We start from the raw sequence: 22,325 nt of genomic DNA, 5'->3' as shown, positions 1-22,325 counted from the left end.
GCCGTCATTCCGGCGAAGGCCGGAATCCAGCTTTCTTTCAACGCGTGCTGACGCAAAGCGGGATTCCGGCCTTCGCCGGAATGACGGCATAAGAGGAGCATAAACGGTATTCTGATTTCAGTTGAACGCCCGATGCTTTAGGGTCCCGGTCTGTTGTATGCCCGGCTGGGCGGGTTAGGCGGCAGGTTGGTATGCGGAGCCGCGTGAGCGGCGGGGCGTGGCTATCGTGTCAGCCAATGTGCCGGAGATAAGCGATGGTGCGTGCGAGGCCCTCGGCGAGCGGGACCCTGGGCTGCCAGCCGAGCTTCGCCTGCGCCAGCGCGATGTCCGGCTTGCGTTGCTTCGGATCGTCCTCCGGCAGCGGCAGATGCGTGACCTTCGAGCGCGAGCCGGTGAGCTTGAGCACCAGTTCGGCGAGCTCCGTCATGGTGAATTCGCCGGGATTGCCGAGATTGACGGGGCCGGTGAAGCCCACGGGCTGGTCCATGAGGCGGAGGAAACCTTCGACCAGATCGTCGCAATAGCAGAAGGAGCGCGTCTGCGTGCCGTCGCCATAGATCGTCAGGTCCTCGCCGGTGAGCGCCTGCATGATGAAGTTGGAGACGACGCGGCCGTCGCGCGGGTGCATGCGCGGGCCATAGGTGTTGAAGATGCGCGCCACCTTGATGTCGACGCCATGGGCGCGGTGATAGTCGAAGAACAGCGTTTCCGCGCAGCGCTTGCCTTCATCATAGCAGGCCCTGAGGCCAATGGGGTTGACATGGCCCCAATAGTCCTCGCGCTGCGGGTGAACGTCCGGATCGCCATAGACCTCGCTGGTTGAGGCCTGGAAGATGCGGCAGCGCAGGCGTCTGGCGAGGCCCAGCATGTTGAGGGCGCCCATCACCGAGGTTTTGGTGGTGAGCACGGGGTTGTGCTGGTAATGCACGGGCGAAGCGGGGCAGGCGAGATTATAGATCTCGTCCACCTCCAATTTCAGCGGATTGCACACGTCATGGCGCAGGAATTCGAAGCGCGGATGGTTGTGCAGGTGCTCGAAATTGCGCTTGGCGCCGGTGAAGAGATTGTCGGCGCAGATCACCTCGTGGCCCTGTTCGATCAGCCGGTCGATCAGGTGCGAGCCGAGGAAGCCCGCACCGCCGGTGACCAGGATGCGCTTGCGGCTTTCATAAAGACGCGCCATGCGGGCTTACACAGCTCCCGTCCTGAAGGGGATGACGCCGGCATTCTGGCCAGCGGGCTGCACGCTGGCCCGGCCGATCGAATGATAGGCCATGCCGGAGCCCCTGGCGTCGCCGATCGAAAAGAGGTTGCGGAAATCGATCAGCACCGGCTGGCGCATGCCGCGCGCCATGCGGCGGAGATCAAGTCCGCGGAACACGTTCCACTCGGTGAGGATTGCCACCGCATCCGCACCGATGGCCGCCGAATAGGCGTCCGCGCACCACTGCACCGCCTCGAAGCACTGGCGGCCATTGTCCATGGCGACGGGATCGAAGGCGGCGATGGAGGCGCCGCGCCTCTGCAGCTCCGGGATCAGCGTGAGGGCCGCGGCATCGCGGATGTCATCCGTCTCCGCCTTGAAGGCGATCCCCAGGATGGCGATGCGCTTTCCGGCCAGCGCACCGCCGGCGGCCTGCTGCACCCTGTCGGCCAGCGCCAGCTTGCGCGCCTCGTTGGCGGCGATAACCTTCTCCACGATGGAAAAGGGCTTGCCGTGCTGGCGCGCGGTGTGGGCGAGCGCGCGCGTATCCTTCGGGAAGCAGGAGCCGCCGAAGCCGGGGCCGGGCGAGAGGAACTCCAGGCCGATGCGCTTGTCGAGGCCCATGCCGCGCGCAACATATTCGATGTCCGCCCCCACGCGCTCGCAGAGATCGGCGAGCTCGTTGACGAAGGCGATGCGCGTGGCGAGGAAGGTGTTGGCGGCATATTTGATGACCTCCGCCGCCTCGCAGGAGGTGACGAGAAGCGGCACGTTGCGCGTGGTGAGCGGACGGTAGAGCTGGCTCAGCACCTTCTCCGCGCGCTCCGAGCTGACGCCGACCACCACGCGGTCGGGCCGCAGGAAGTCTTCGACCGCCGAACCCTCGCGCATGAATTCGGGGTTGGAGGCCACCTCGAAATCGCCATCGGGCCGCGTCCTCGCAATAATCTCGCGCAGCTTCGCCGCGGCGCCCACCGGCACGGTGGACTTGGTGACGATGACGGTGAAGCCCTGCATCGCACGGGCGATTTCCTCGCCCGCGGCATAGACAGAGGAGAGATCCGCCGCATCCTCGCCCTCGCGCGTTGGCGTTCCCACCGCGATCAGCACGACATCGGCCTTTGCCACGGCGTCCTTGAGCTTATCGGTGAAGGTGAGGCGACCGGCGGCGCGGTTGGCGGCGACGATGGGCTCCAGCCCCTGCTCGTAGATCGGGATCTTGCCGCCCTCGAGCAGCGCGAGCTTGCGCTGATCACGATCGACGCAGATCACCTCGTAGCCGAAGTCGGAGAAGCAGGCGGCGGACACCAGACCCACATAGCCTGCGCCGATGACCGTGATCTTCATGAAGCTGTCCTTGCTGCTGCCCGAAGCGGGCAGACTGAAATTGCTGTTTAAACGGTTCCCTCAATTGGGGAAATAAAGCATTTTCAGGTCAAGTGGACACCGGTTGACCGTCGAAAATGCGACCAAACAAAGAGATAGAGCAGGTTTCGGGTCCACTGAACCGACGCCTGCTCTGGCCCCTACGCGGCCAGTCTTGCGCCAGCGTGACGAACGGACAGGCCGCTCCAGCCTGTGGCAACCTTGGGTCGACAAGATGGCATCGCGGGGCTTTCCCGCGATCGGGGGGCCATCATGGACACAGCACTTGCCGGCGTGCGGGAGGATTACGAGTTCACCAACAGCTGGTTCGACGTCGCCCGCGGCGTCTGGTCGGCGCTGATCCCGCAGATCAAGCCCAGGCGCATCCTTGAGATCGGCTCCTATGAGGGGGCCAGCGCCTGTTTCCTCATCGATCTTCTGGGCCAGACTCAGCCGCTCGATCTCCACTGCATCGATACCTGGGACGGCGGCATCGAGCACAAGAACTGGCAGATCGACATGCCGGCCGTGGAGAACCGGTTCCGCCGCAACATTCAGAAGGCCGTCGGGCGGGCCGCGCACCCGGTTGCGGTGAGAACCCTCAAGGGCTCCAGCCACCTCGAACTCGCCAAGCTGATTGCCGAGGCAAATTCCTACGACTTCATCTATATCGACGGCTCGCACCAGGCGGCGGATGTGCTGACCGACGCCGTGATGGCCTTCCGGCTTCTGCAAACCGGCGGGGTCATGGCGTTCGATGACTATCTGTGGGCCGAAGCCCTGCCCACCGGCGTCGACCCGCTGCGCTGCCCGAAGCCCGCGATCGACGCCTTCACCAATATCTTCTGCCGCAAGCTGAGAATCCTCAGCGCCCCGCTCTACCAGCTCTATGTCCAGAAGATCGCCGACTGAGAGATCTTCCGCACAGCGCATGTTCCGATCAGTTGGAATCACCTGATCGGGCGGAACATGCGCCAGATCATATGCCGGAGCATGAAGCCTTGCGGACCCCGCGGGCGGAGATGGTGACGGCGGTCACGCCGCGGATCGGCATGTGACGTCAGCGGATTCAGCCGAGGCGGCGGCCATCCGCGCCGAACAGGTGGAGGCGCGCGGGATCGAGCGCCACATGGGTGCGGTCACCTGTCTTCAGGCCTGTCTCGCCCCGGATTTCGGCGATCGCGACAGCACCGGAGGCAAGCCGCAGATGGACGAAGCCGGTCTCGCCAAGGCGCTCCACGAGATCGACCGTGGCGGGAAGGCGAAGCCCGCCTTCGCCCGCCGCAATCCTCATATGCTCCGGGCGGATCCCCAGCGTGACGTGCGCGCCTGGCGCCGTGCCGGGCGGGAGCGGCAGCGAGATGAGGCCATCAGCGCCGAGACCGACACCGCCGGCGACCGCCTCACCCTTCAGGAAATTCATGGCGGGCGAGCCGATGAAGCCCGCGACGAAGAGATTGGCGGGGCGGTAATAGAGGTCGAGCGGCTTTCCCTGCTGCTCGATGCGGCCGTGGTTCATGACCACGATCTTGTCGGCGAGCGTCATCGCCTCGACCTGGTCATGCGTGACATAGACGATGGTGGCGGCGAGCATCTTGTGGAGCCTGGCGATCTCGACCCGTGTGTTGACGCGCAGTGCCGCATCAAGGTTGGACAGCGGCTCGTCGAACAGGAAGACCTGGGGCTTGCGCACGATGGCGCGGCCGATGGCGACGCGCTGGCGCTGGCCGCCCGACAGCTCGCGCGGGCGGCGCTTCAAGAGCGGTTCGAGCTGCAGGATGCGGGCAGCCTCCTGGACGCGGGCCGCGATTTCCGCCTTTGGAGCGCCTGCGAATTTGAGACCGAAGCCCATGTTGGCGGCCACATCCATGTGCGGATAGAGCGCATAGGACTGGAACACCATGGCGATGCCGCGCTGGGCGGGTGCGAGGCCGTTCACCTCGCGGCCGCCGATCGAAATGGACCCGCCGGTGACGGGCTCCAGACCCGCGATGGAGCGCAGCAGCGTGGACTTGCCGCAGCCCGAGGGGCCGACGAGCACGACGAAGGACCCGTCCTCGACAGCCAGGTCGATGTCCTTCAGCACCTCGACGGCGCCGAAGGATTTGCTGAGCTTCCCGATCACGACTTCGGCCATGGGCGCCTCACTTGACCGCGCCCGAGGTGAGACCCCGGATCAGCTGGCGGGAGAAGATCACGTAGAGAAGAAGCACCGGCACGATGGCCGTCGACAGGGCTGCAAGCACGGCGTTCCAGTCGGTGATGTATTGCCCGAGGAACTGCTGGACGCCGAGCGTGATGGTCTGCCTGCCGCCGGCGGGGGCAAGCAGCAGCGGAAACCACAGGTCGTTCCATACCGGGATCATGGTGAAGACCGCCACGGTGGCCATGGCCGGGCGGATCAGCGGCAGGATGACGTGGAAGAAGATGTTGTATTCCGACAGCCCGTCGCAGCGCGCCGCCTCGCGGAGATCCTTCGGGATCTGGGCGATGAATTCGGAGAGGATGAAAATGGCGAGCGGAAGGTTCTGCGCGGTGTAGACGAGGATCAGCGCCGTGAGCGTGTTGATCAGGTTCAGTTCCGCCACCAGCTGGATGATGGCGACGGAACCGAGCCTGATCGGCACCATGATGCCGATGGACAGGAAGAGGGCGAGCAGCGTGTTCCAGCGGAACTTGTATTCGGTGAGCGCCCAGGCGGCCATGGCCCCGAAGAGGAGCGTGAGGATGATGGCGCCCGCCGTCACCGTGATCGAGTTCAGATAATAGAAGGCAAGCGAGCTGTCGCCGAACACACGCGCATAGCCGACGGGATCGAAATTCGCGGGCGACGGCGGGTGGAGCGGCGTGTTGAAGATGGCGCGCCTGGCCTTGAAGGAGTTCATCACCACCAGCACGATGGGGAACAGCGCCAGCAGCGTGTAGAGCCCCAGTATGGCGTGGACGGCGAAGGCTGAAAGGGGCTTCCTCATCAGAAGCTGTACCTCTGGATGCGGCGCTGCACGAGGAAGAGATAGGCCATGACGCCGATCAGGATGATGATCAGCATCATGGTGGCAATGGCCGAGCCCATTGCCGGATTGCCCAGCTGCAGCTGGTTGCCGAAGAAGGTGCGGTAGAACAGCGTGCCCATGATGTCGGTCGAGAAATTGGGCCCGGCAAGCGCCCCCTTCATCGCATAGATCAGGTCGAATGCGTTGAAGTTGTTGACGAAGGTGAGGATCGAGACAAGCCCGATGGTGGGCCAGATCAGCGGCAGCTTGACCCACATGAAGGCCTGGAACTGGTTGAGGCCGTCGACGGTCGCCGCATCGATCAGTTCATCGGGAATGGCGAGAAGCGCGGTGTAGATCAGGATCATCGGGATGCCGACGAACTGCCAGACGGAGATGAGCGAGACGGTGATGAGCGCCGATGATTCAACGCCGAGCCACGGCGCGAAGAGGAAGCCGAGGCCGAAGAAGTTCAGAAACATCCTGGCGATGCCCCAGAGCGGCGAGAGGATGAGCTGCCAGACGAAGCCGATGACCACGACCGAGAGCATGGTGGGCATGAAGATGAGCGTGCGGTAGGTGGCGCGAAACCTGAGGCGCGGCAGGCTGAGCAGCGCCGCGAGCAGCAGGCCAATGGGGTTCTGCACGCTCATATGGATGAGAAAGAAGATGACGTTGTTCTTCAGCGCGTTCCAGAAGGGGCCGGACCAGGTGGGGTCCAGCAGCAGCGTGTGGAAATTGCCGAGGCCCGCCCAGAGGTGGCTGCCGTCGGACTGGCGGCTGTAGAAGGAGTTGAGAATGGTGGCGAGCAGCGGGTAGATCGAGAACAGCGTGTAGACCAGCACCGCCGGACCGAGGAAGAACAGCAGAAGCCGCAGGTACGCGCCCTGCGGCATGCCGGCCGGTCCGCTGTGCTGTTCCTGCGCCATCCACGAAGACAGAGGGGCCGCGCGCCTGCCCGCGGCCCCTTGCGTCAGCCTACTTCTGCTGCGGGGCGTACCACTTGGCGAGGCCGTCCTGAAGCTGCCTGGCCGCGGCATCCGGAGTCATGGCGCCGTTGATGACCTGGGCCGAGACGTTCCACATCTCGTTTTCGAGGTTCGGCGTGCCGCGCGACAGGATCTGGTAGGAGTTGCGGATCGTCGACTTGCACTCAGCCCGCCAGTTGACGAAGGTCTGTGCCACGTCGTCGCTCAGCGTCACCTTGGCGTTGGAGAGCGGGAAGAAGCCCGGCAGCTCGTTGCCGAGGATGTTGGCGAACTCCTCCGAGCCGATCCATTCCAGGAACACCTTGGCGTCGCCCGGGTTCTTGGTCTTGGCGTTCATGCCGATGCCGATGTCGGTGTGGTCCGAGATGTAGCATTCGGCGGCCCCGGCGGGCAGCGGCGGCTTGAAGGCGCCCATGTTGACCTTCTGGGCGCGGAAGGTGGAGATGTCCCACGAGCCCGCCGCATAGATCGCGCCCTTGCCGAGGCCGAAAAGGTTCTGGCTGTCCGGATAGGTCTGGGCCTTGAAGCCGTCACCCAGATAGGGGGCCCATTTGGCGAGCGTGGCGAAGGTCGAGACATAGGCGGGGTCGGTGAGCCTGCCCGTGCCGGCGATCAGCGCCTTGCGGCCTTCCTCGCCCTTCCAGTAGTTGGGGCCGATGTTCTGGAAGCCCATGGTGGCGGCTTCCCACTGGTCGTTGGTGCCGAGCACGAGGGGCACATAGGCGCCATTGGCCTTGATCTTCTCGAGGACCGCGAAGAACTCCTCCTCCGTCCTGGGCTCGGTGAGGCCCAGTTCCTTAAAGATGTCCTTGTTGTAGATGAAGCCGTGGATCACCGAGGCCATGGGCACGCAGAAGGTGGTCTTGCCGTCATCCGTCGTCCAGGCGCTCCTGGCGACGTCCGAGAAATTGCCCATGGTCGATAGATCGTTGAGCGGGACGAGGAAGCCCTTGTTGAAGAGCTCGAGGGAGGCATCGAAGGGGCGGCAGGTGATGATGTCGCCCGCCGTGCCGCCTTCGAGCTTGGCGTTGAGCGCGGCGTTGTATTCCTTCGGCGCCGTCGGCGTGAACTCGATCTTGATGTCCGGATGCGCCTTCTCGAAGGCGGGGATGATCTTGTCCTTCCAGATCTGGGCATCGTCGTTGCGCCAGCTCTCGATGGTCAGCGTGCCGGCCGAGGCCGCACCCGAAAGTGCGATGGCGGCGGCGGCGCCAAGCAGCAGTGCCTTCAGTCCCTTGATGAGCATTTTGGTCCTCCCGTTTGAAGTTTTCTGGCGGTCATTATGCATCGCGAATGCGCGACATTGCCAGACGTAAGTTGCCGTTTGCGGCGGCGAGCAGCCGCTGCGCCGCAGCAATGCCTTTCGCACCCGCACACAGCAGCACGGCCGGCTTCACGTGGCCCTGGGCAGCTTCGAGCGCGGCCGCGGCGCGCGCCTCGTCCACCTGCGCAATCGTGGCGATTATCCCCGCCGCGCGGCGGCGGAGCTTGGTGTTGCCGGTCCCGACATTGACCATCAGGCCATCATGCACCGCACCCAGCTTGATGTGGGTGAGGGTGGAAAGAAGGTTCAAGGCCGCCTTCTGGGCCGTTCCGGCGCCGAGGCGGGTGGACCCGGCAATCACCTCCGGACCGGACGGCAGGAGAATTTCGAGGCTGGCAGCGGCGGCAAGCCTCGAGCCGGGATTGTTCACCACCGCGATGACGAAGACGCCCTTCTCACGCGCGCGCTTCGCGGCGGCGACCGTGAAGGGCGTGGACCCCGATGCGGCGACGGCGATCATGGTGTCGGCGGAGGTGAGGCCATCGGCCTGCGCGGCGCCGTCCGCAGCGTCATCCTCGGCATCGGCCAGCGTGTCGAACATGGCAGGCCGGCCACCGGCGATGAGATAGAGGATCTTCGCCTCCGGCATGCCGAAGGTGGCGGGAAGCTCGGCGCCGTCCTGCACCGCAACGCGGATCGAGGCGCCCGCACCCGCATAGGCGAGACGGCCGCCGGCGGCGAGGCGTTGCGCGAGCATGGTTGCAGCCCCGGCAATGGCGGGTGCTGCCTGCCGCACCGCGGCGATGGCGCGCGCCTGGCCGTCCGCCAGCGCATCGAGGATGCGCGCATCGGGCCAGGTGTCGATGCCGGTATAGCTGCCCGATTGCTCGGTCTGACGTTCTGCCATGCGCGCCATTAGAGGAGCGGATGGCCGTCCAGGTCAAGGCGCTTTGCCCCGGCATATGATCTGGCGCATGTTCCGATCAGGTGATTTCACCTGACCGGGACATGGGCTAGCATGGACCGCATGAGCACAGGTCCCTTCTTTCTCGGCATCGACGGCGGCGGCAGCCGCTGCCGGGCGCGCATCAGGTCCGCCGGCGGCGCGCTGCTGGGCGAGGCGGTGGGCGGGGCCTCCAACATCTACCAGGATTTCGCGGGCGCCCTCGGCGCCATCATGGAGACCTCACGCGAGGCGGCGAAGCTGGCGGGGCTGACAACCGGGCAGATCCATGCCGGCATGGGCATTGCCGGAATCGTGACCTCGGTGGGGGCGGAGAAGATCGTCGATGCCGCCCTGCCCTTCGCCAGCGTGACGGTCGACAATGACGCCTATGCGGCCTGTGTCGGCGCCTTCGGCGGCGGTGACGGCGGCATCGTGATCGCCGGCACGGGCTCGATCGGCTTTGCGCTGGTGGGGGATGAGCGGCACATGGTGGGCGGCTGGGGATTTCAGCTCGGCGACCATGGCTCGGGCGCCTGGATTGGGCACCATGCGGTGCGGCGCGCGGCCCTCGCCCTCGACGGCTTGCTGCAGCCGACGCGGCTTGTGACCGAGGTGCTGTCACGCACGGGGGCCAATCGCCTGGATCTCTCGCGCTGGTCGGAACAGGCGAAGCCGGTGGATTACGCGCAATTTGCACCGCTGGTGTTCGACTGCGCGGCACAGGGCGACGTGCAGGGCATGATGATCGTGATCGAGGGGGCGGCGGCGATCTCCAACCTCGGCCGGGCGCTGCTGGCGCGGGGGGCCCGCCACATCTGCCTGCTCGGCGGCCTGTCGAAGGTCTATCCGCCCTATCTCGACGCCGACGTGAAGCTGGCGCTCTCCGCGCCTCAGGCTGACGCCATGGACGGCGCCATCATGATGGCGCGCCGGACGCAAGGCCTGGCGGAGCGCTGGTCATGAGCCTGATGGCCGCGGAGGCGGCGGAGGCTCCGCAAGCCGTGGCGCGCTTCCTCGCGTGCAATGCCCGCGCGCTGCGGGAACTGGGCGCGGGACTGCGGCAGGCGCCGCCGCCGGTGATACTGACCTGTGCGCGCGGCAGCTCCGACAATGCGGCGGGCTATTTCAAGTATCTCTGCGAGATCGTGACGGGTGTGCCCTGCGCCTCCGTGGGAGCGTCGGTCGTGTCGGTCTATGGCGGCAAGCTGAGGGCCGAGGGTGCGCTGTGCCTCACCATCTCGCAGTCGGGCCAGAGCCCGGACATCGTGGCGCTGCAGGAGGCCGCGAGGCAAGCGGGCGCGGTGACGGTGGCGCTGGTGAATGTGGAAGACTCCCCCGTCGCGCGGAATGCGGGCATCCGCCTCGCCCTTCATGCCGGGGCTGAAAACAGCGTGGCGGCGACCAAGAGCTTCATCGTGTCCTGCGCGGCGGCTGCGGCGATCGTGGCGCAGTGGTCGGGCGATGCGGCGCTGCTGGCGGCGGTGGAGCGCTTGCCGCAGAGCCTCGATGAGGCCGTGCGCCTTGCATGGCCTGGCTTCACCGGCTTCGCGCGCGATGCCGCCTCGCTGTTCGTGCTGGGTCGCGGGCCCGCCTACCCGATTGCGCAGGAGACCGCGCTGAAGCTGAAGGAGACCTGCGCCATCCATGCCGAGGCCTGTTCGGTGGCGGAGGTGATGCATGGGCCGTGGGAGCTGATGGGGCAGGATTTTCCGGTGCTGATCTATGCGCCCGGCGATGCGGCGCGCGCCAACACGGCGGAGGCCGCCGCCAGGATGCGTTGCACGGGGGCGGAGGTGCGGGTGGTGGGCGACGACCTGCCCTTCGCCGCCACCGGGCACCCGCTGCTCGACCCCATCAGCATGATCGCCACCGCCTATATGGAGATCGAACGCCTGGCCGTGGCGCTGGGCCGCGACCCGGACAGGCCGCGGCTGCTCAGGAAGGTGACGGAGACGCTGTGATGGCCATAGCACTCACCGGCGCGCGTATCTTCACCGGCGACACGTTTCTCGATGGACATGCGGTGGTGATCGAGGGCGCGCGCATCCTGCGCGTGGCGCCCGAGGCGGAGACCGGACGTGCCGAACGGCGCGACCTCGGCGGCGGGCTGCTGGCGCCGGGCTTCATCGACGTGCAGGTGAATGGCGGCGGGGGCGCGCTGCTGAACGACGCGCCAACCGTCGGGACGGTGCGCACCATCGCCACCTCGCACCGGCGCTTCGGCACGACGGGAATGCTGCCGACGGTGATCACCGATGCGCCGCAGGTGATCGCCAGGGCGGTGACGAGTGTGGCGCGCGCCATGGCGGAAGCTGTTCCCGGCGTGCTCGGCATACACATCGAGGGGCCCTTCCTCGACGTTGCACGGAAGGGCGCGCATGCGGCGCGCTTCATCCGCGGCATGGAGGAGGCCGATGCCGATGCCATCGCCGGCTTTGCCATGTATTGCCCGGTGATGCTGACGCTTGCGCCAAACCGCGTGAAGCCCGCGCTGGTGCAGCGCCTGGCGCGGGCGGGCGTGCTGGTGAGCCTCGGCCATTCCGAGGCGAGCTACGCGGAGGCGGTGCAGGCGCTGGCTGTGGGCGCACGCGCCATCACGCATCTCTACAATGCCATGAGCCAGATGACGGGGCGCGAGCCCGGCCTGGTGGGCGCGGCACTGACGGATGCGGAGAGCTATGTCGGCATCATCGCCGACGGTTGCCATGTGCACGATGCGGCATTGAAGGCGGCATTCGCGGCGAAGCCCGCCTCCCGCATGATGCTGATCACCGATGCGATGCCGTCGGCGGCCGGCGGACCCGACTGCTTCGAGTTGCAGGGGCGCACCGTGAGACGCGAGAATGGACGGCTGTCGCTGGCCGATGGCACGCTCGCGGGCTCCGACCTCACCATGGACGCCGCCGTGCGCCATTGCGTGGAGGGGCTGGGGATGGAACTTGGCGCCGTGCTGCGCATGGCCTCGCTCAACCCGGCCTCCTTTCTGCGCTGCGAGCATGAACTGGGCCGCATCGCGCCCGGCCATCTTGCCAGCCTGGTGCTGCTGGGCGAAGACTTGCACGTCAGGCAAACGTGGATCAACGGACAATGAAGACCATAAAGGTGCTCGTCGTGGGGCTCGGCAACATGGGGCTGAGCCATGCGCGGGCCTACAAGGCGATCGACGGATTCGGGATCGCGGGGCTGTGCAGCCGCGGCATCGCCGAGCGGGAGGATTTGAAGGCGGAATTCCCCGACGTGCCCCGGTTCAACGACTGTGCGGAGGCGCTGGCGGCGCTGAAGCCCGATGCCGTGTCGATCAACACCTGGCCGGACACGCACGCGGCCTATGCGCGCATGGCGCTCGAAGCCGGGGCGCACGTCTTCATCGAGAAGCCGCTGGCCGAAACGGTGGCGGAGGCGGAGGAGATCGCGGCACTCGCCAGGCGCAAGGGCCTCAAGCTGGTGATCGGCTATATCCTGCGCGTGCACCCCTCCTGGGTGAAGTTCGTGGAGGTGGGGCGGACGCTGGGCAAGCCCCTCGTCATGCGCATGAACCTCAATCAGCAGTCTTCCGGCGCGCAGTGGCAGGTGCACCGGCACCTGATGAATTCGATCAGTCCCATCGTCGACTGCGGCGTGCACTATGTTGACGTGATGTGCCAGGTGACGGGGGCGAAACCGTTGAGCGTGCATGCGGTGGGGGCGCGGCTCACCTCCGAGATCGACGCCAGTATGTATAATTACGGCCACCTGCATGTGAGTTTCGATGACGGCTCGGTTGGCTGGTACGAGGCGGGCTGGGGGCCGATGATGAGCGAGACGGCCTTCTTCGTGAAGGACATGATCGGGCCCAGGGGCGCCGTCTCGATCGCCATGGAAGAGTCGAAGACGCCGTCGGCCGATGTGGACAGCCACACGAAGACCTCCGCCCTGCGCCTGCACCATGGACTGCTGAACCCCCAGGGCCAGTTCGTGACGCCCGACGAGATCATCCGCATGGATGACGAGCCCGGGCACCAGGAGCTGTGCAACCGGGAGCAGTCGCTCTTCCTCGACGCCATCCGCAATGACCGCAACATGGACCGGCATGTCGAGGACGCCATCAACTCGCTGCGTATCGTGCTGGCGGCGGACCACAGTGTCAGGACCGGCGAGGTGGTGAGGCTGTGAGGCTCATCGGCGCGGTGAGCGAGGGCAGCGGCGCCGTCAACGAGGACGGGCTCGGCTGGCTGGGACCGCGCGATGACGTGACCGCCGCGTGGATCTTCGATGGCGTCACCGGCATCAACCGGCGGAATTACCTTGGCGAGGACACGGATGCGCGCTGGCTGGTGTCGAAAGCCCATGCACGGCTGATGGCGCTGGCCGCTGAGGACATGCCGCCCGCTGCGCTGCTTGCGGCGCTGGTTGCGGGGCTGATCCGGGATTTCGGGGAGGCTTCGGCCGGCAAGGCGATCCCCGCCGACTATGACCCGCCCGCTGCCTGCCTCGTGCTGGTGAAGCGCTATGGGGCGGACTGGCAGGCGCTGCGGCTGGGCGACTCCTGCCTCATCGCGCGCGATGGCGCCGGTCAACACAGCATCCATGCAGCATCGCCCAACACTGTGCTGGACCGCTGGCTGACGCGCGAGGCGAAAAAGCGCCGCGATGCGGGCACGCCCGACGGCAAGGCGCTGCTCGCCGATTTCGCGCCGCAGCTGAAGCAAGGCCGGGCGAAGCGCAACAGGCCGGGCGGCTATTCGATCCTGGAAGCGAGCGCCGATGCGCTGGCCATGCCGGAGACCGTCGATCTCGGACGGCCGGACCGGATTCTCCTCTGCACGGATGGCTATTACCGTGCGGTCGATCACTATGGACTTCATGACGATGCGGGGCTTCTGGACGCCAGCCTGCGCGGCGTCGGAGAGGTTGTGGCCGCGTTGCGGGCGGCGGAGGCGGCCGATCCGGCCTGCGAGCGCTACCCGCGCTTCAAACCGGCGGATGACGCCACCGCCGTGATGCTGGCGCGCTGAGCCGGCCTGCCGATGGCGGCAGCAGGGGTTCACGAGACGAAGATTTCTGTGGATGGACGTGCTGCGACGCCTTTTCTGACGCGCACGGCATCCGGCGGCACTTTCTTTTGCGCGCGGTTCGGTCAAATTTGCTCGCGTGGACGAACAACCGGCAGACGATTCTTCGCCCCTGCTGAACCGCACCGAACTTGTCGGCGCGGCGGCGGCGGCGGCAGCGGTGGGCATTGCCGCCATGTTTCTGGCGCCGCCGCTGGCTGCGCTGGCCACTGCCGTGCTGGCTCTGCTGATGGGGCTGATCACGCTGATCGACTTCCGGCATTTCATCATCCCCAATGCGTTGTCCTACCCCGCCGTGCCGCTCGGCATCGCCGCCAATATTGCGCTGTTCCACCCCGGAGACTGGACGGCGGGGCTGACCGAGAGCCTGCTGGGAGCGGCGCTGGGGGGAGGCATCTTCTTCCTGATGCGCGCCCTGTGGTTCCGCCTGCGCGGCATTGAAGGCTTGGGACTGGGAGACGTGAAGCTGGCAGCCGTCGCGGGGGCATGGCTCGGCCCTGCCCTGTTGCCGACAGCCTGTCTCGTTGCATCCCTGGCTGGGCTTTGCGGCATCATGGTGATGAAATTGATGGGACGCCGTGTCGGGCTGACCGACGAGATCCCGTTCGGCAGCTTCATCGCGCCGGTCATCCTGCTCGTGTGGATCGGGCGGGTCGCAGCGGACGTGCCATTCTGGTGAACCGCACAACCCTTCATTAAGGGTTTGCTTACCGAATCGACGCATAGGATTCACCGATCATTAGGTTTTTCGTCACCGGTCAGGGCCAATGGACCCAGGCCGCAAGGAGTAACGCTTTGCCTCCGGTCGGCCTTCTTCAGGGACTGAGATTGCGCGCATCCGGCCTTCGAGGCGCCACCCTGCTGGGATGCGCCGGGCTTCTGCTTGCATCCTGCCAGGCGCCCACGGCCGGGCTCGAAAGCACGAACCAGATCGATCTCACCGCCAGATCGCCGCAGAAAGTCACCAACCGCGGCGGTGGCCCGGTGATGAAGCCAGCCGCCCAGGCGGCGCGCTATGAGGTGTTTCCCGGCGTCAGCCCCGCACCGGGTGAGGACGGCAGCGAACCGCCGGCGGGGGTGGGCGAGCAGAACGATGGCAAGTTCACCGTCAACCTCGACGGCGCCTCGGTGGCCGAGGCGAGCAAGCTGATCCTGGGCGAGACGCTGGGCTACAACTACACGATCGACCCCAACCTGCAGGGGTCCATCACCATGGTGAGCAACCGGCCGCTCAGCGCGCGCCAGTTGCTCGACGCCTTCGAGGCGTCGCTCAAGATGGCGAATGCCGCCCTCGTTCAATCCGACGGCAGCTTCAGGGTGGTGCTGCTGCAGGCCATGGAGAGTGACGCCAGCAACCTCGACATGGGCAGGAACGTCTCCGCGGGCTATGGCGTGAGCGCGGTGCCGCTGCGCCATGTGGCGCCTTCGGCAATGGTCAACCTGCTCGACGGTTTCATGCAGCAGCTGGGGTCCGCCCGGGCGTGGAACGTCGGCAACATGATTCTGATCCGCGGCCCCGCCTCGCAGCGCCGGTCGCTTGTGGAGGTGGTGACCAACTTCGACATCGACACCATGAAGAACCAGACCTTCGGCATGGCCGCGCTGGAGAATGGCCGCGCCGAGGACATTTCCGCCCAGGTGATGAAGGTCTTTGCCCAGGACAGTGCAAACGCGGGGCCGAACAGCCTCAAGATCATTCCCGTGCCAAGCCTCAACAGCCTGATCATCATCGCCAACGACCAGGCCAAGGTGCGGCGCGCCATCACCTGGGTGAAGCGGCTCGACCGCGAGAACCTCGATGCGCCGAAGTCCTATGTCTATGCCGTGCAGAACGGCAATGCGACGGAGCTGGCGAAGATCCTCAGCGCCACATACGGCGCGGGGGGCGGGGGCGGCACGACGGCGGAGGTGGCGCCCGACAGCCAGCAGATGGACGTCTCGATCGACAGCGGTGGCCAGGACCAGCAGGGACAGAATCAGCAGCCGGGCGACATGGGCGGCATGCCGCCCCAGCCGCCGATGCAACCTGGTCAGCCGGAAAGCGACCCCACCGCAACCTCCAGCACCGCGCAAACCGCGGCCCCGGGATCCGCCAGCACGGGCGGCGCCACGGGTTTTTCCGGCAGCGGCATCCGCATCACGCCGATTGCGGCCAACAACACCCTGCTGATCCGCGCGTCGCCGAAGGACTACCGGGAGATCCTCTCGACCCTGGCGCAGATCGACCAGCCTTCGACGCAGGTGCTGATCAGCACGACCATAGCCGAGGTGCAGCTGAACGACACCCTGCGCTATGGCGTGCAGGCCTATTTCGAAAGCGGAAACTTCAGCTTCATCCTGACCGACCAGACCTCGACCACCGGGCCTGTGATCAGCCCCAAGCTGCCGGGCATGAATTTCGTGGTGGGCGGCATCTCCAGCCCGCAGCTGGTTGTGGACGCGCTGTCGAAGGTCACCAATGTGCGCGTCGTCTCGTCGCCGTCGCTGCTGGTGATGGAGAACGAGACCGCCACCATCAAGGTGGGCGACCAGGTTCCGATCCAGACCCAGACGGAGACCACGCAGGGCGGCCAGACGGTGAATTCCTTCGAATACCGCGACACCGGCGTGGTGCTGAAAGTGAAGCCGCGCGTCAGCGCCAACGGCGCGGTGATGATCGACCTGGGCCAGGAACTCTCCGCCGTGCAACAGGAAACCGGCATCGGCGGACAGCCGAAATTCACCCAGCGCACCATCAACAGCAAGGTTTCGGTGAACGACCAGCAGACGGTGCTGCTGGGCGGCCTCATCAATGGCACGGAGGACCGCAGCCGGGTGACGGTGCCGGGCGCCAACCAGCTGCCGCTGCTGGGCCGCCTGATCGGCACCACGGGCGGCATCGCCACGCGCAACGAAATGCTGGTATTCATCACGCCCACCATCGTGCGCAATGGCCAGGAGGCCTCGCGCATGTCGCAGGACCTGCGCGCCAAGATGAAGAACCTCAACTTCGACTGAGGCCCCGTTGCGCGACAGCATCGTGCGCGCAGGTGGAACCGCTTGCGCCGCGAAAGATGCTCGAACATATGATCCGGCGCATGTTCCGACCGGGTGCTTCCAACTGATCCGAACATGCGCCAGCGGGCTTCTGTAAACGCTTCGATTTGGAATATGGTCTCGTCGTAAAACCGGTTCCAGTTTTGCGACAAGACCATGCTCTATGGAGCGATTGTTCCTGTCCCGCGGGTGTCCGCCGCGCGAAGTTTCCGGTAGGACCGTACGCTGACCGGTATCAGCGCCAGATAGGCGATGCTGACGATCGTAAGAAATTCCCACGGATAGGACATCAGCATCACCACCGCCAGCACCGTGAGGCCGAGCACGGGGAGCACCATGTCGCCCCTGATGCGGCCCATGTGCTTGCCGGAGAAGGTGGGAACGCGGCTGATCATCAGCATGGCAATGACCACCACATAGGGCCCGACTGCGAGCGCCCAGCCATGGCCCTCGTCGATAATGCCGAGGAAGCCGAGGTAGAAGGGCAGCAGGGCAAGCCCCGCGCCGGCCGGCGCCGGCGCCCCGGCGAAGAAACGGTTGGCCCAGGCGGGCTTGTCCGGGTCGTCCAGCGTGACATTGAAGCGGGCAAGCCGCAGCGCGCAGCAGATGGCGAGGACGAGACAGATCACCCAGCCCAGCGTGTGCAGCGCGTTGAGCGACCAGACATAGAGCAGGACGGCCGGCGCCACGCCGAAATTCACGAAGTCGGCGAGCGAATCAAGCTCGGCGCCGAAGCGCGAGGTGCCCTTGAGCAGGCGCGCCAGGCGGCCGTCCACCGCATCGAGGATGACGGCGAGCATGACGCTGGCCACGGCGAGCTCATAGCGATCCTCGAGGGCGAAGCGGATCGCGGTGACGCCGCTGCACAGGGCGAGCAGCGTGATCATGTTGGGCAGCAGGTAGCGCACCGGCACCATGCGGAAGCGGCGCTGGTTCCCGCCGGAGGCCACCGCCTTGTCCAGGCCGCCAGGCGCGCGTTCCATCAGCTGATGCGCCCCTGGCGCTCAGGCTCGCGGGCATCGAGGTCGGCCAGCACGGTCTCGCCTGCGACGGCGCGCTGGCCAAGGCAGGCGAGCGCCTTCACACCGCTTGGCAGGTAGACGTCCACCCGGCTGCCGAAGCGGATCAAGCCGAAGCGCTGGCCGGCGGAGAGGTGTTCGCCCTCGTTGACGAACTTCACGATACGGCGCGCCACGAGGCCCGCGATCTGGACAACGCCGATGCGTAGGCCATCGGCGCGCTCCAGCGTGAAGGCCTGGCGCTCGTTGTCGAGCGAGGCCTTGTCGAGATCGGCATTGAGGAAGAGGCCCGGCACATAGCCGATGCGGCGGATCGCGGCATCGACCGGCGCACGGTTCACATGCACGTCGAAAACGTTCATGAACACCGAGATGCGGGTGACGGGCTCACGCGGGAGATCGAGCTCGACGGGCGGGATCACGTCCTCGATGGCGCTGATGCGGCCGTCGGCGGGGGAGACCACGAGGCCGTCGCGCAGCGGCGTCACGCGTTCGGGATCGCGGAAGAAATAGGCGCACCACAAAGTGAGGATCACCCCCGCCCAGGCCAGCGGCCCGGCATGGAGCCAGAACAGCACCAGCGTGACGGCGGCGAAGATGGCGATGAGGCGGTAACCCTCGCGGTGGATGGGGACCAGGACTTCGGACACGGACTTGGCGATCGACATGGGCCTTCGTCTAGCGAGTTAGCGGGGCATTGTCACGGCATGAGGTTGGCAACCTTTCTGGCAGCCTCCTCCTTCAGTTCGATGACATGGTGACCTTCCGCTTCGGCCTCCTTGAGGATTTCGCGGGCCTGCTCCACCTGGCGCTGGCGGTTCCACATGGCGGCATAAATGCCGTTCCCGGCAAGAAGTTCGTCATGCGTGCCGCGCTCGGCAACCTGGCCGCGCTCCAGCACGATGATCTCGTCGGCGTCGACCACGGTCGACAGGCGATGCGCGATGACCAGCGTGGTGCGGTTCTCGGACACCTTGCGGAGAGCCGCCTGGATCTGGTGCTCGGTGAAGCTGTCGAGCGCCGAGGTCGCCTCGTCGAGGATGAGGATGGGCGGTCCCTTCAGGATCGTCCGGGCGATGGAGACGCGCTGCTTCTCGCCGCCCGAGAGCTTGAGGCCGCGCTCGCCGACGAGCGAGTCATAGCCCCTGGGCAGGCTCATCACGAAACCGTCGATCTGCGCCATGCGGGCGGCCTCCACCACCTCGGCGTCCGTCGCATCCGGGCGGCCGTAGCGTATGTTGTAGCGGATCGTGTCGTTGAACAGCACCGTGTCCTGCGGCACCATGCCGATGGCCGCGCGCAGCGACTCCTGCGTCACGTCAGCGATGTCCTGGCCGTCGATCAGGATGCGGCCGCCATTCACCTCATAAAAGCGGAAGAGAAGGCGCGAGATCGTCGACTTGCCCGCACCGGAGGGACCGACGATCGCCACCGTCCTGCCCGGCGGCACGCGCAGCGACAGGTTCTTGAGGATGGGCCGCTCCGGATCATAGGCGAAGGAGACATTCTCGAAGACGACCTCCGCCGGACCGGCGCGCAAGGGCCTGGCGCCCCGCTTGTCCTCGATCTCGGCATTCACCTTCAGCAGCGTGAACATCTGCTCGACGTCGATCAGGCCCTGCTTGATCTCGCGGTAGGACGAGCCGATGAAGTTGAGCGGCATATAGAGCTGGATCATCAGCGCGTTGATCATCACGAAATCGCCCACGGACGCCTGCCCTGCCCGCACCGCCAGCGCCGACATGACCATGACGATGGTGAGGCCGATCGAAAAGACCACCGCCTGGCCGGAGTTCAGCACGGAGAGCGACACCCAGGTCTTGATGGCGGCCTCCTCGTAAGTCTCCATCGAGCGGGCGTAGCGCTTCACCTCGTGTTCTTCATTGCCGAAGTACTTCACGGTCTCGAAATTGAGCAGGCTGTCCACCGCCTTGGTGTTGGCCTCGGTATCGGCGGCATTCATGTCGCGGCGGATGTTGATACGCCACTCCGTGGCGGCATAGGTGAACCAGATATAGGCCACCACGGTGCCCAGGATAACAGCCGCATAAGCCCAGCCATAGGACCAGGCGAGGATGCCGGCGACGAGGGCAATCTCGAGAATGGTGGGGAAGGTGTTGAACAGCGAGAAGCGCAGCACCGTGTCGATGCCCATGGTGCCGCGCGACACGATGCGCGAGAGCCCGCCGGTGCGGCGCTCGAGATGGAACTTCAGCGACAGCGCATGCAGGTGGCGGAAGGTGCGGACGGCGAGCTCCTTCACCGCGCGCTGGCTGACCCTGGCGAAGACTGCATCGCGGATCTGCGCCAGCACCACCATCATGATGCGGCCCACGCCATAGGCCAGCACGAGGAACACGATCGCCGTGACGGCGGTGGCGGCGATGTCCGCCGTGCCGGTCAGCGCGTCGGTTGCATGTTTGAAGGCATAGGGGGTCGCCACGGTGACGACCTTGGACAGCACCAGCGCCACCAGTGCGAGGACGACGCGCGCCTTCAGGCCCGGATGACCCTTGGGCCAGAGATAGGGAAACATGTCGCGCAGGATGGACCATTCGTCTCCATCCACGTTGAGAGGCCTGTCCTGGCTTTGGGGCGTCCTGCGGCTCATCAAGGCAGCATATAGTTGGCGGGCGCGCCCTTGCGAAGCGGAAACTGGGCGGAGGCTACTGGCCGGTGGCGGCGTTCTCCTCAGGCCTCAGCGGTTCGCGGCGCCTGGGATCGATCGATTCCGAAGTGGGCGCCACGTTGGGAGTCTTGAAGATCTGGCCCGGATAAATGCGGTTCGGATCCCGGATCTGATTCTTGTTGGCCTCGTAAAGCGTGGTGAACTTGGCGCCGCTGCCATAGAGCACGCGGGCGATCGTCCAGAGGTTGTTGCCGGGCTGGATGACCACACGGCCATCCTTCGGCCTGGCAGGCGTGGCGGCGGGCTGCTGCTGGCTCTCAGGCTGCTGGCTCTCCGGCGGCTGGCTCTCCGGCGGCTGGCTCTCCGGCGGCTGGCTCTCCGGCGGCTGGGCGGCGGGCTGCTGGCTCGCCTGCTGGGTGGTTTCTATATCGGACTTGGCGGAACCGTCGGGCTGCGCCCCCTGCGTGGCGGCAGGCTGCTGGCTGGCGTCCACCACCTTATTCGGTTCTTCCCGGACGAAGGGCACCTCGATGCGGTTCAACACCGTGCCAGCCGAATCGAGACCATCGACACGCAGCGTGTGGGGGCCGGGCTTGACCTCGGCCTTAGCCGAGAAGGTCCAGCGGCCATCGGCCCCCACCGGCGCATCGCCAATGAAATTGTTGTCGATGTAGAGGCGGGCCGTGTTGCCCTCATTGCCCTGACCGGAGAACACGATGTTGCCGGCGGAGTCATAGTCAACCGCATCGATGGAGACGAGCTTGGCCGGCTTTTCGGCTTCGGGGACGGGTGCCGGGCCGTCCTGCTTCACTTCGGGCTTCTGCAGCACACGGGTGGGCTGGTCCGGGCTAACGACGGCGACAAGGGCCCCCTTGGACTGATCGGCGGCGGGAACGATGACGGCAACGCTCTGCTGGGAGGCCGTCGCTTCCGTTGCGCCAGGGGCCTTGGATTCGAGCGTGAGGGCGCCGCTGCCGGCGGGGAGCGGCGCCATGGGCACGAGCACGAAGGCGCCATCGCTGTTGGCGGTGGTCTCGCCGATCACCTTGCCGTCGAGCTTCACCACCACATCGGCTCCGGGCGTCGCCGTTCCGGCGATCACGGCCTCGCCGGTCTTTTCGACCCGCACCGTGTCGAAGGCGGGAACCTTGGCGCTGGCGGCGGCGTTGCCCGGCGGCTGCACGACCGGGGTTGCAGGCGGGGATTCAGGCTGTGCCATGGCGGTCTGCTGGCTGGCGCCGGTGTCCTTCGGTGGCTCGGTGGCGGCAGCAGGGGCCGTCGCCGCCGGTTGCTCGGTCGTGGCCGGGGCGGGCGCCGCCGGTTGCTCGGTCGTGACCGGGGCGGTCGTCGCCGGTTGTTCGGCGGTGGCTGGGGCGGTCGTCGCCGGTTGCTCGGCCGTGGCCGGGGCCGTCGCCGCCGGTTGCTCGGCCGTGGCCGGGGCGGGCGCCGCCGGTTGGTCGGTCGTGGCCGAGGCGGGCTTGGCAGCCCCGGCGGTGGTGGCGGGCGCCTGGTCCGGGGTCTTGGGGGCCTCCGTCGATGCGGGGGCGGTGGCCACGACCTCGGGCTTGTGGCCCAGCCACTGGTCACGCGTCAGGCCAGCGACGATGGCCGCGGCGACGATGCCGAGGCCCGTCAATACCAGGATGAGAGTCTTGTTTTGCATGCTTTTGCCGTTCCCAATAACGTGCCGCCGACCGCGGATGTGCCCCTGCCCGGGGAGGTTTTCTTGCCCTTCATAGGGCGCTGTTCCAATTTAGGCAAAGATTTGCAAAGGGAACAACCAGCCTGCGGCGGTATCAACCCCCGTGATTCGGACGATGTCAGGAGAC

Annotated in this window: 19 protein-coding genes; 8 read left to right on the top strand and 11 right to left on the bottom strand. The window is 66.2% G+C overall.

Translation table 11 applies throughout. The annotated features are described in order from the left end of the window. Nucleotides 1–229 precede the first annotated feature (229 nt). Together IOC69_RS07745 and IOC69_RS07740 are read right to left on the bottom strand one after the other, a co-directional pair. Nucleotides 230–1,183, bottom strand: coding sequence for a UDP-glucuronic acid decarboxylase family protein (locus IOC69_RS07745; RefSeq protein ID WP_290542972.1), 954 nt, complete (start codon nucleotides 1,181–1,183; stop codon nucleotides 230–232). Between the two features lie 6 nt (nucleotides 1,184–1,189). Then, a complete protein-coding gene (locus IOC69_RS07740) occupies nucleotides 1,190–2,551 on the bottom strand; it encodes a UDP-glucose/GDP-mannose dehydrogenase family protein (protein ID WP_290542971.1) in 1,362 nt (453 codons plus the stop codon). Nucleotides 2,552–2,842: 291 nt separating this feature from the next. Between IOC69_RS07740 and IOC69_RS07735 the strand changes: the two genes are divergently transcribed. After that, nucleotides 2,843–3,481: a class I SAM-dependent methyltransferase gene (locus IOC69_RS07735; protein WP_290542970.1), complete on the top strand. Its 639-nt coding sequence runs from the start codon at nucleotides 2,843–2,845 to the stop codon at nucleotides 3,479–3,481. Nucleotides 3,482–3,638: 157 nt separating this feature from the next. On the opposite strand, the gene ugpC is transcribed toward IOC69_RS07735, so the two are convergent. From ugpC to IOC69_RS07710, 5 genes are all read right to left on the bottom strand, one after another. Beyond that, complete coding sequence (gene ugpC, locus IOC69_RS07730) at nucleotides 3,639–4,706, bottom strand: sn-glycerol-3-phosphate ABC transporter ATP-binding protein UgpC (RefSeq protein WP_290542969.1); 1,068 nt, start codon at nucleotides 4,704–4,706, stop codon at nucleotides 3,639–3,641. 7 nt (nucleotides 4,707–4,713) lie between these two features. Beyond that, the gene (locus IOC69_RS07725) at nucleotides 4,714–5,541 is read right to left on the bottom strand and encodes a carbohydrate ABC transporter permease (RefSeq protein WP_290542968.1); all 828 of its coding nucleotides are present in this window, start codon (nucleotides 5,539–5,541) and stop codon (nucleotides 4,714–4,716) included. Then, a complete protein-coding gene (locus IOC69_RS07720; protein WP_290542967.1) occupies nucleotides 5,541–6,458 on the bottom strand; it encodes a carbohydrate ABC transporter permease in 918 nt (305 codons plus the stop codon). Before IOC69_RS07720 ends, IOC69_RS07725 begins: the two co-directional genes overlap by 1 nt. Nucleotides 6,459–6,540: 82 nt before the next feature. Next, on the bottom strand, nucleotides 6,541–7,797 hold the full coding sequence (locus IOC69_RS07715; protein WP_290542966.1) for an ABC transporter substrate-binding protein: 1,257 nt from the start codon (nucleotides 7,795–7,797) through the stop codon (nucleotides 6,541–6,543). A 34-nt stretch (nucleotides 7,798–7,831) separates the two neighbouring features. Next, entirely contained in the window at nucleotides 7,832–8,722 is an 891-nt protein-coding gene (locus IOC69_RS07710; RefSeq protein ID WP_290542965.1) for an N-acetylmuramic acid 6-phosphate etherase, read from the bottom strand. A 120-nt stretch (nucleotides 8,723–8,842) separates the two neighbouring features. Between IOC69_RS07710 and IOC69_RS07705 the strand changes: the two genes are divergently transcribed. The 7 genes from IOC69_RS07705 to gspD all read left to right on the top strand — a co-directional run bounded on the left by IOC69_RS07705 (nucleotide 8,843) and on the right by gspD (nucleotide 16,809). After that, nucleotides 8,843–9,724, top strand: coding sequence for a BadF/BadG/BcrA/BcrD ATPase family protein (locus IOC69_RS07705; RefSeq protein ID WP_290542964.1), 882 nt, complete (start codon nucleotides 8,843–8,845; stop codon nucleotides 9,722–9,724). After that, nucleotides 9,721–10,722, top strand: coding sequence for an SIS domain-containing protein (locus tag IOC69_RS07700; protein WP_290542963.1), 1,002 nt, complete (start codon nucleotides 9,721–9,723; stop codon nucleotides 10,720–10,722). The genes IOC69_RS07705 and IOC69_RS07700 overlap by 4 nt, the downstream gene beginning before the upstream one ends. Then, a complete protein-coding gene (nagA, locus tag IOC69_RS07695; RefSeq protein WP_290542962.1) occupies nucleotides 10,722–11,852 on the top strand; it encodes an N-acetylglucosamine-6-phosphate deacetylase in 1,131 nt (376 codons plus the stop codon). Before IOC69_RS07700 ends, nagA begins: the two co-directional genes overlap by 1 nt. Then, the gene (locus IOC69_RS07690) at nucleotides 11,849–12,913 is read left to right on the top strand and encodes a Gfo/Idh/MocA family oxidoreductase (protein ID WP_290542961.1); all 1,065 of its coding nucleotides are present in this window, start codon (nucleotides 11,849–11,851) and stop codon (nucleotides 12,911–12,913) included. Before nagA ends, IOC69_RS07690 begins: the two co-directional genes overlap by 4 nt. After that, entirely contained in the window at nucleotides 12,910–13,755 is an 846-nt protein-coding gene (locus tag IOC69_RS07685; protein WP_290542960.1) for a protein phosphatase 2C domain-containing protein, read from the top strand. The genes IOC69_RS07690 and IOC69_RS07685 overlap by 4 nt, the downstream gene beginning before the upstream one ends. A gap of 136 nt (nucleotides 13,756–13,891) precedes the next feature. Further along, nucleotides 13,892–14,491 carry an A24 family peptidase gene (locus IOC69_RS07680; protein WP_290542959.1) on the top strand — a complete coding sequence of 200 codons (600 nt, stop codon included), beginning with the start codon at nucleotides 13,892–13,894 and terminating at the stop codon, nucleotides 14,489–14,491. A 149-nt stretch (nucleotides 14,492–14,640) separates the two neighbouring features. Next, nucleotides 14,641–16,809, top strand: coding sequence for a type II secretion system secretin GspD (gene gspD, locus IOC69_RS07675; RefSeq protein WP_290542958.1), 2,169 nt, complete (start codon nucleotides 14,641–14,643; stop codon nucleotides 16,807–16,809). Between the two features lie 200 nt (nucleotides 16,810–17,009). Here the strand turns inward: gspD and IOC69_RS07670 are convergent, their stop codons facing one another. The 4 genes from IOC69_RS07670 to IOC69_RS07655 all read right to left on the bottom strand — a co-directional run bounded on the left by IOC69_RS07670 (nucleotide 17,010) and on the right by IOC69_RS07655 (nucleotide 22,159). Continuing rightward, the gene (locus IOC69_RS07670) at nucleotides 17,010–17,831 is read right to left on the bottom strand and encodes a phosphatidylcholine/phosphatidylserine synthase (protein ID WP_290542957.1); all 822 of its coding nucleotides are present in this window, start codon (nucleotides 17,829–17,831) and stop codon (nucleotides 17,010–17,012) included. Next, nucleotides 17,831–18,535: a phosphatidylserine decarboxylase gene (locus tag IOC69_RS07665; RefSeq protein WP_290542956.1), complete on the bottom strand. Its 705-nt coding sequence runs from the start codon at nucleotides 18,533–18,535 to the stop codon at nucleotides 17,831–17,833. The genes IOC69_RS07670 and IOC69_RS07665 overlap by 1 nt, the downstream gene beginning before the upstream one ends. Nucleotides 18,536–18,567: 32 nt before the next feature. Further along, entirely contained in the window at nucleotides 18,568–20,403 is a 1,836-nt protein-coding gene (locus IOC69_RS07660) for an ABC transporter ATP-binding protein/permease (RefSeq protein ID WP_290542974.1), read from the bottom strand. 130 nt (nucleotides 20,404–20,533) lie between these two features. Next, nucleotides 20,534–22,159 carry a LysM peptidoglycan-binding domain-containing protein gene (locus IOC69_RS07655; RefSeq protein WP_290542955.1) on the bottom strand — a complete coding sequence of 542 codons (1,626 nt, stop codon included), beginning with the start codon at nucleotides 22,157–22,159 and terminating at the stop codon, nucleotides 20,534–20,536. Between the last annotated feature and the right edge of the window lie 166 nt (nucleotides 22,160–22,325).

The sequence above is a fragment of the Aestuariivirga sp. genome, from assembly GCF_020252405.1.
Classification (GTDB): Bacteria; Pseudomonadota; Alphaproteobacteria; order Rhizobiales; family Aestuariivirgaceae; genus Aestuariivirga.
Note: the sequence above shows the minus strand (reverse complement) of the source record. Positions and strands in the feature narration are given on the sequence as shown.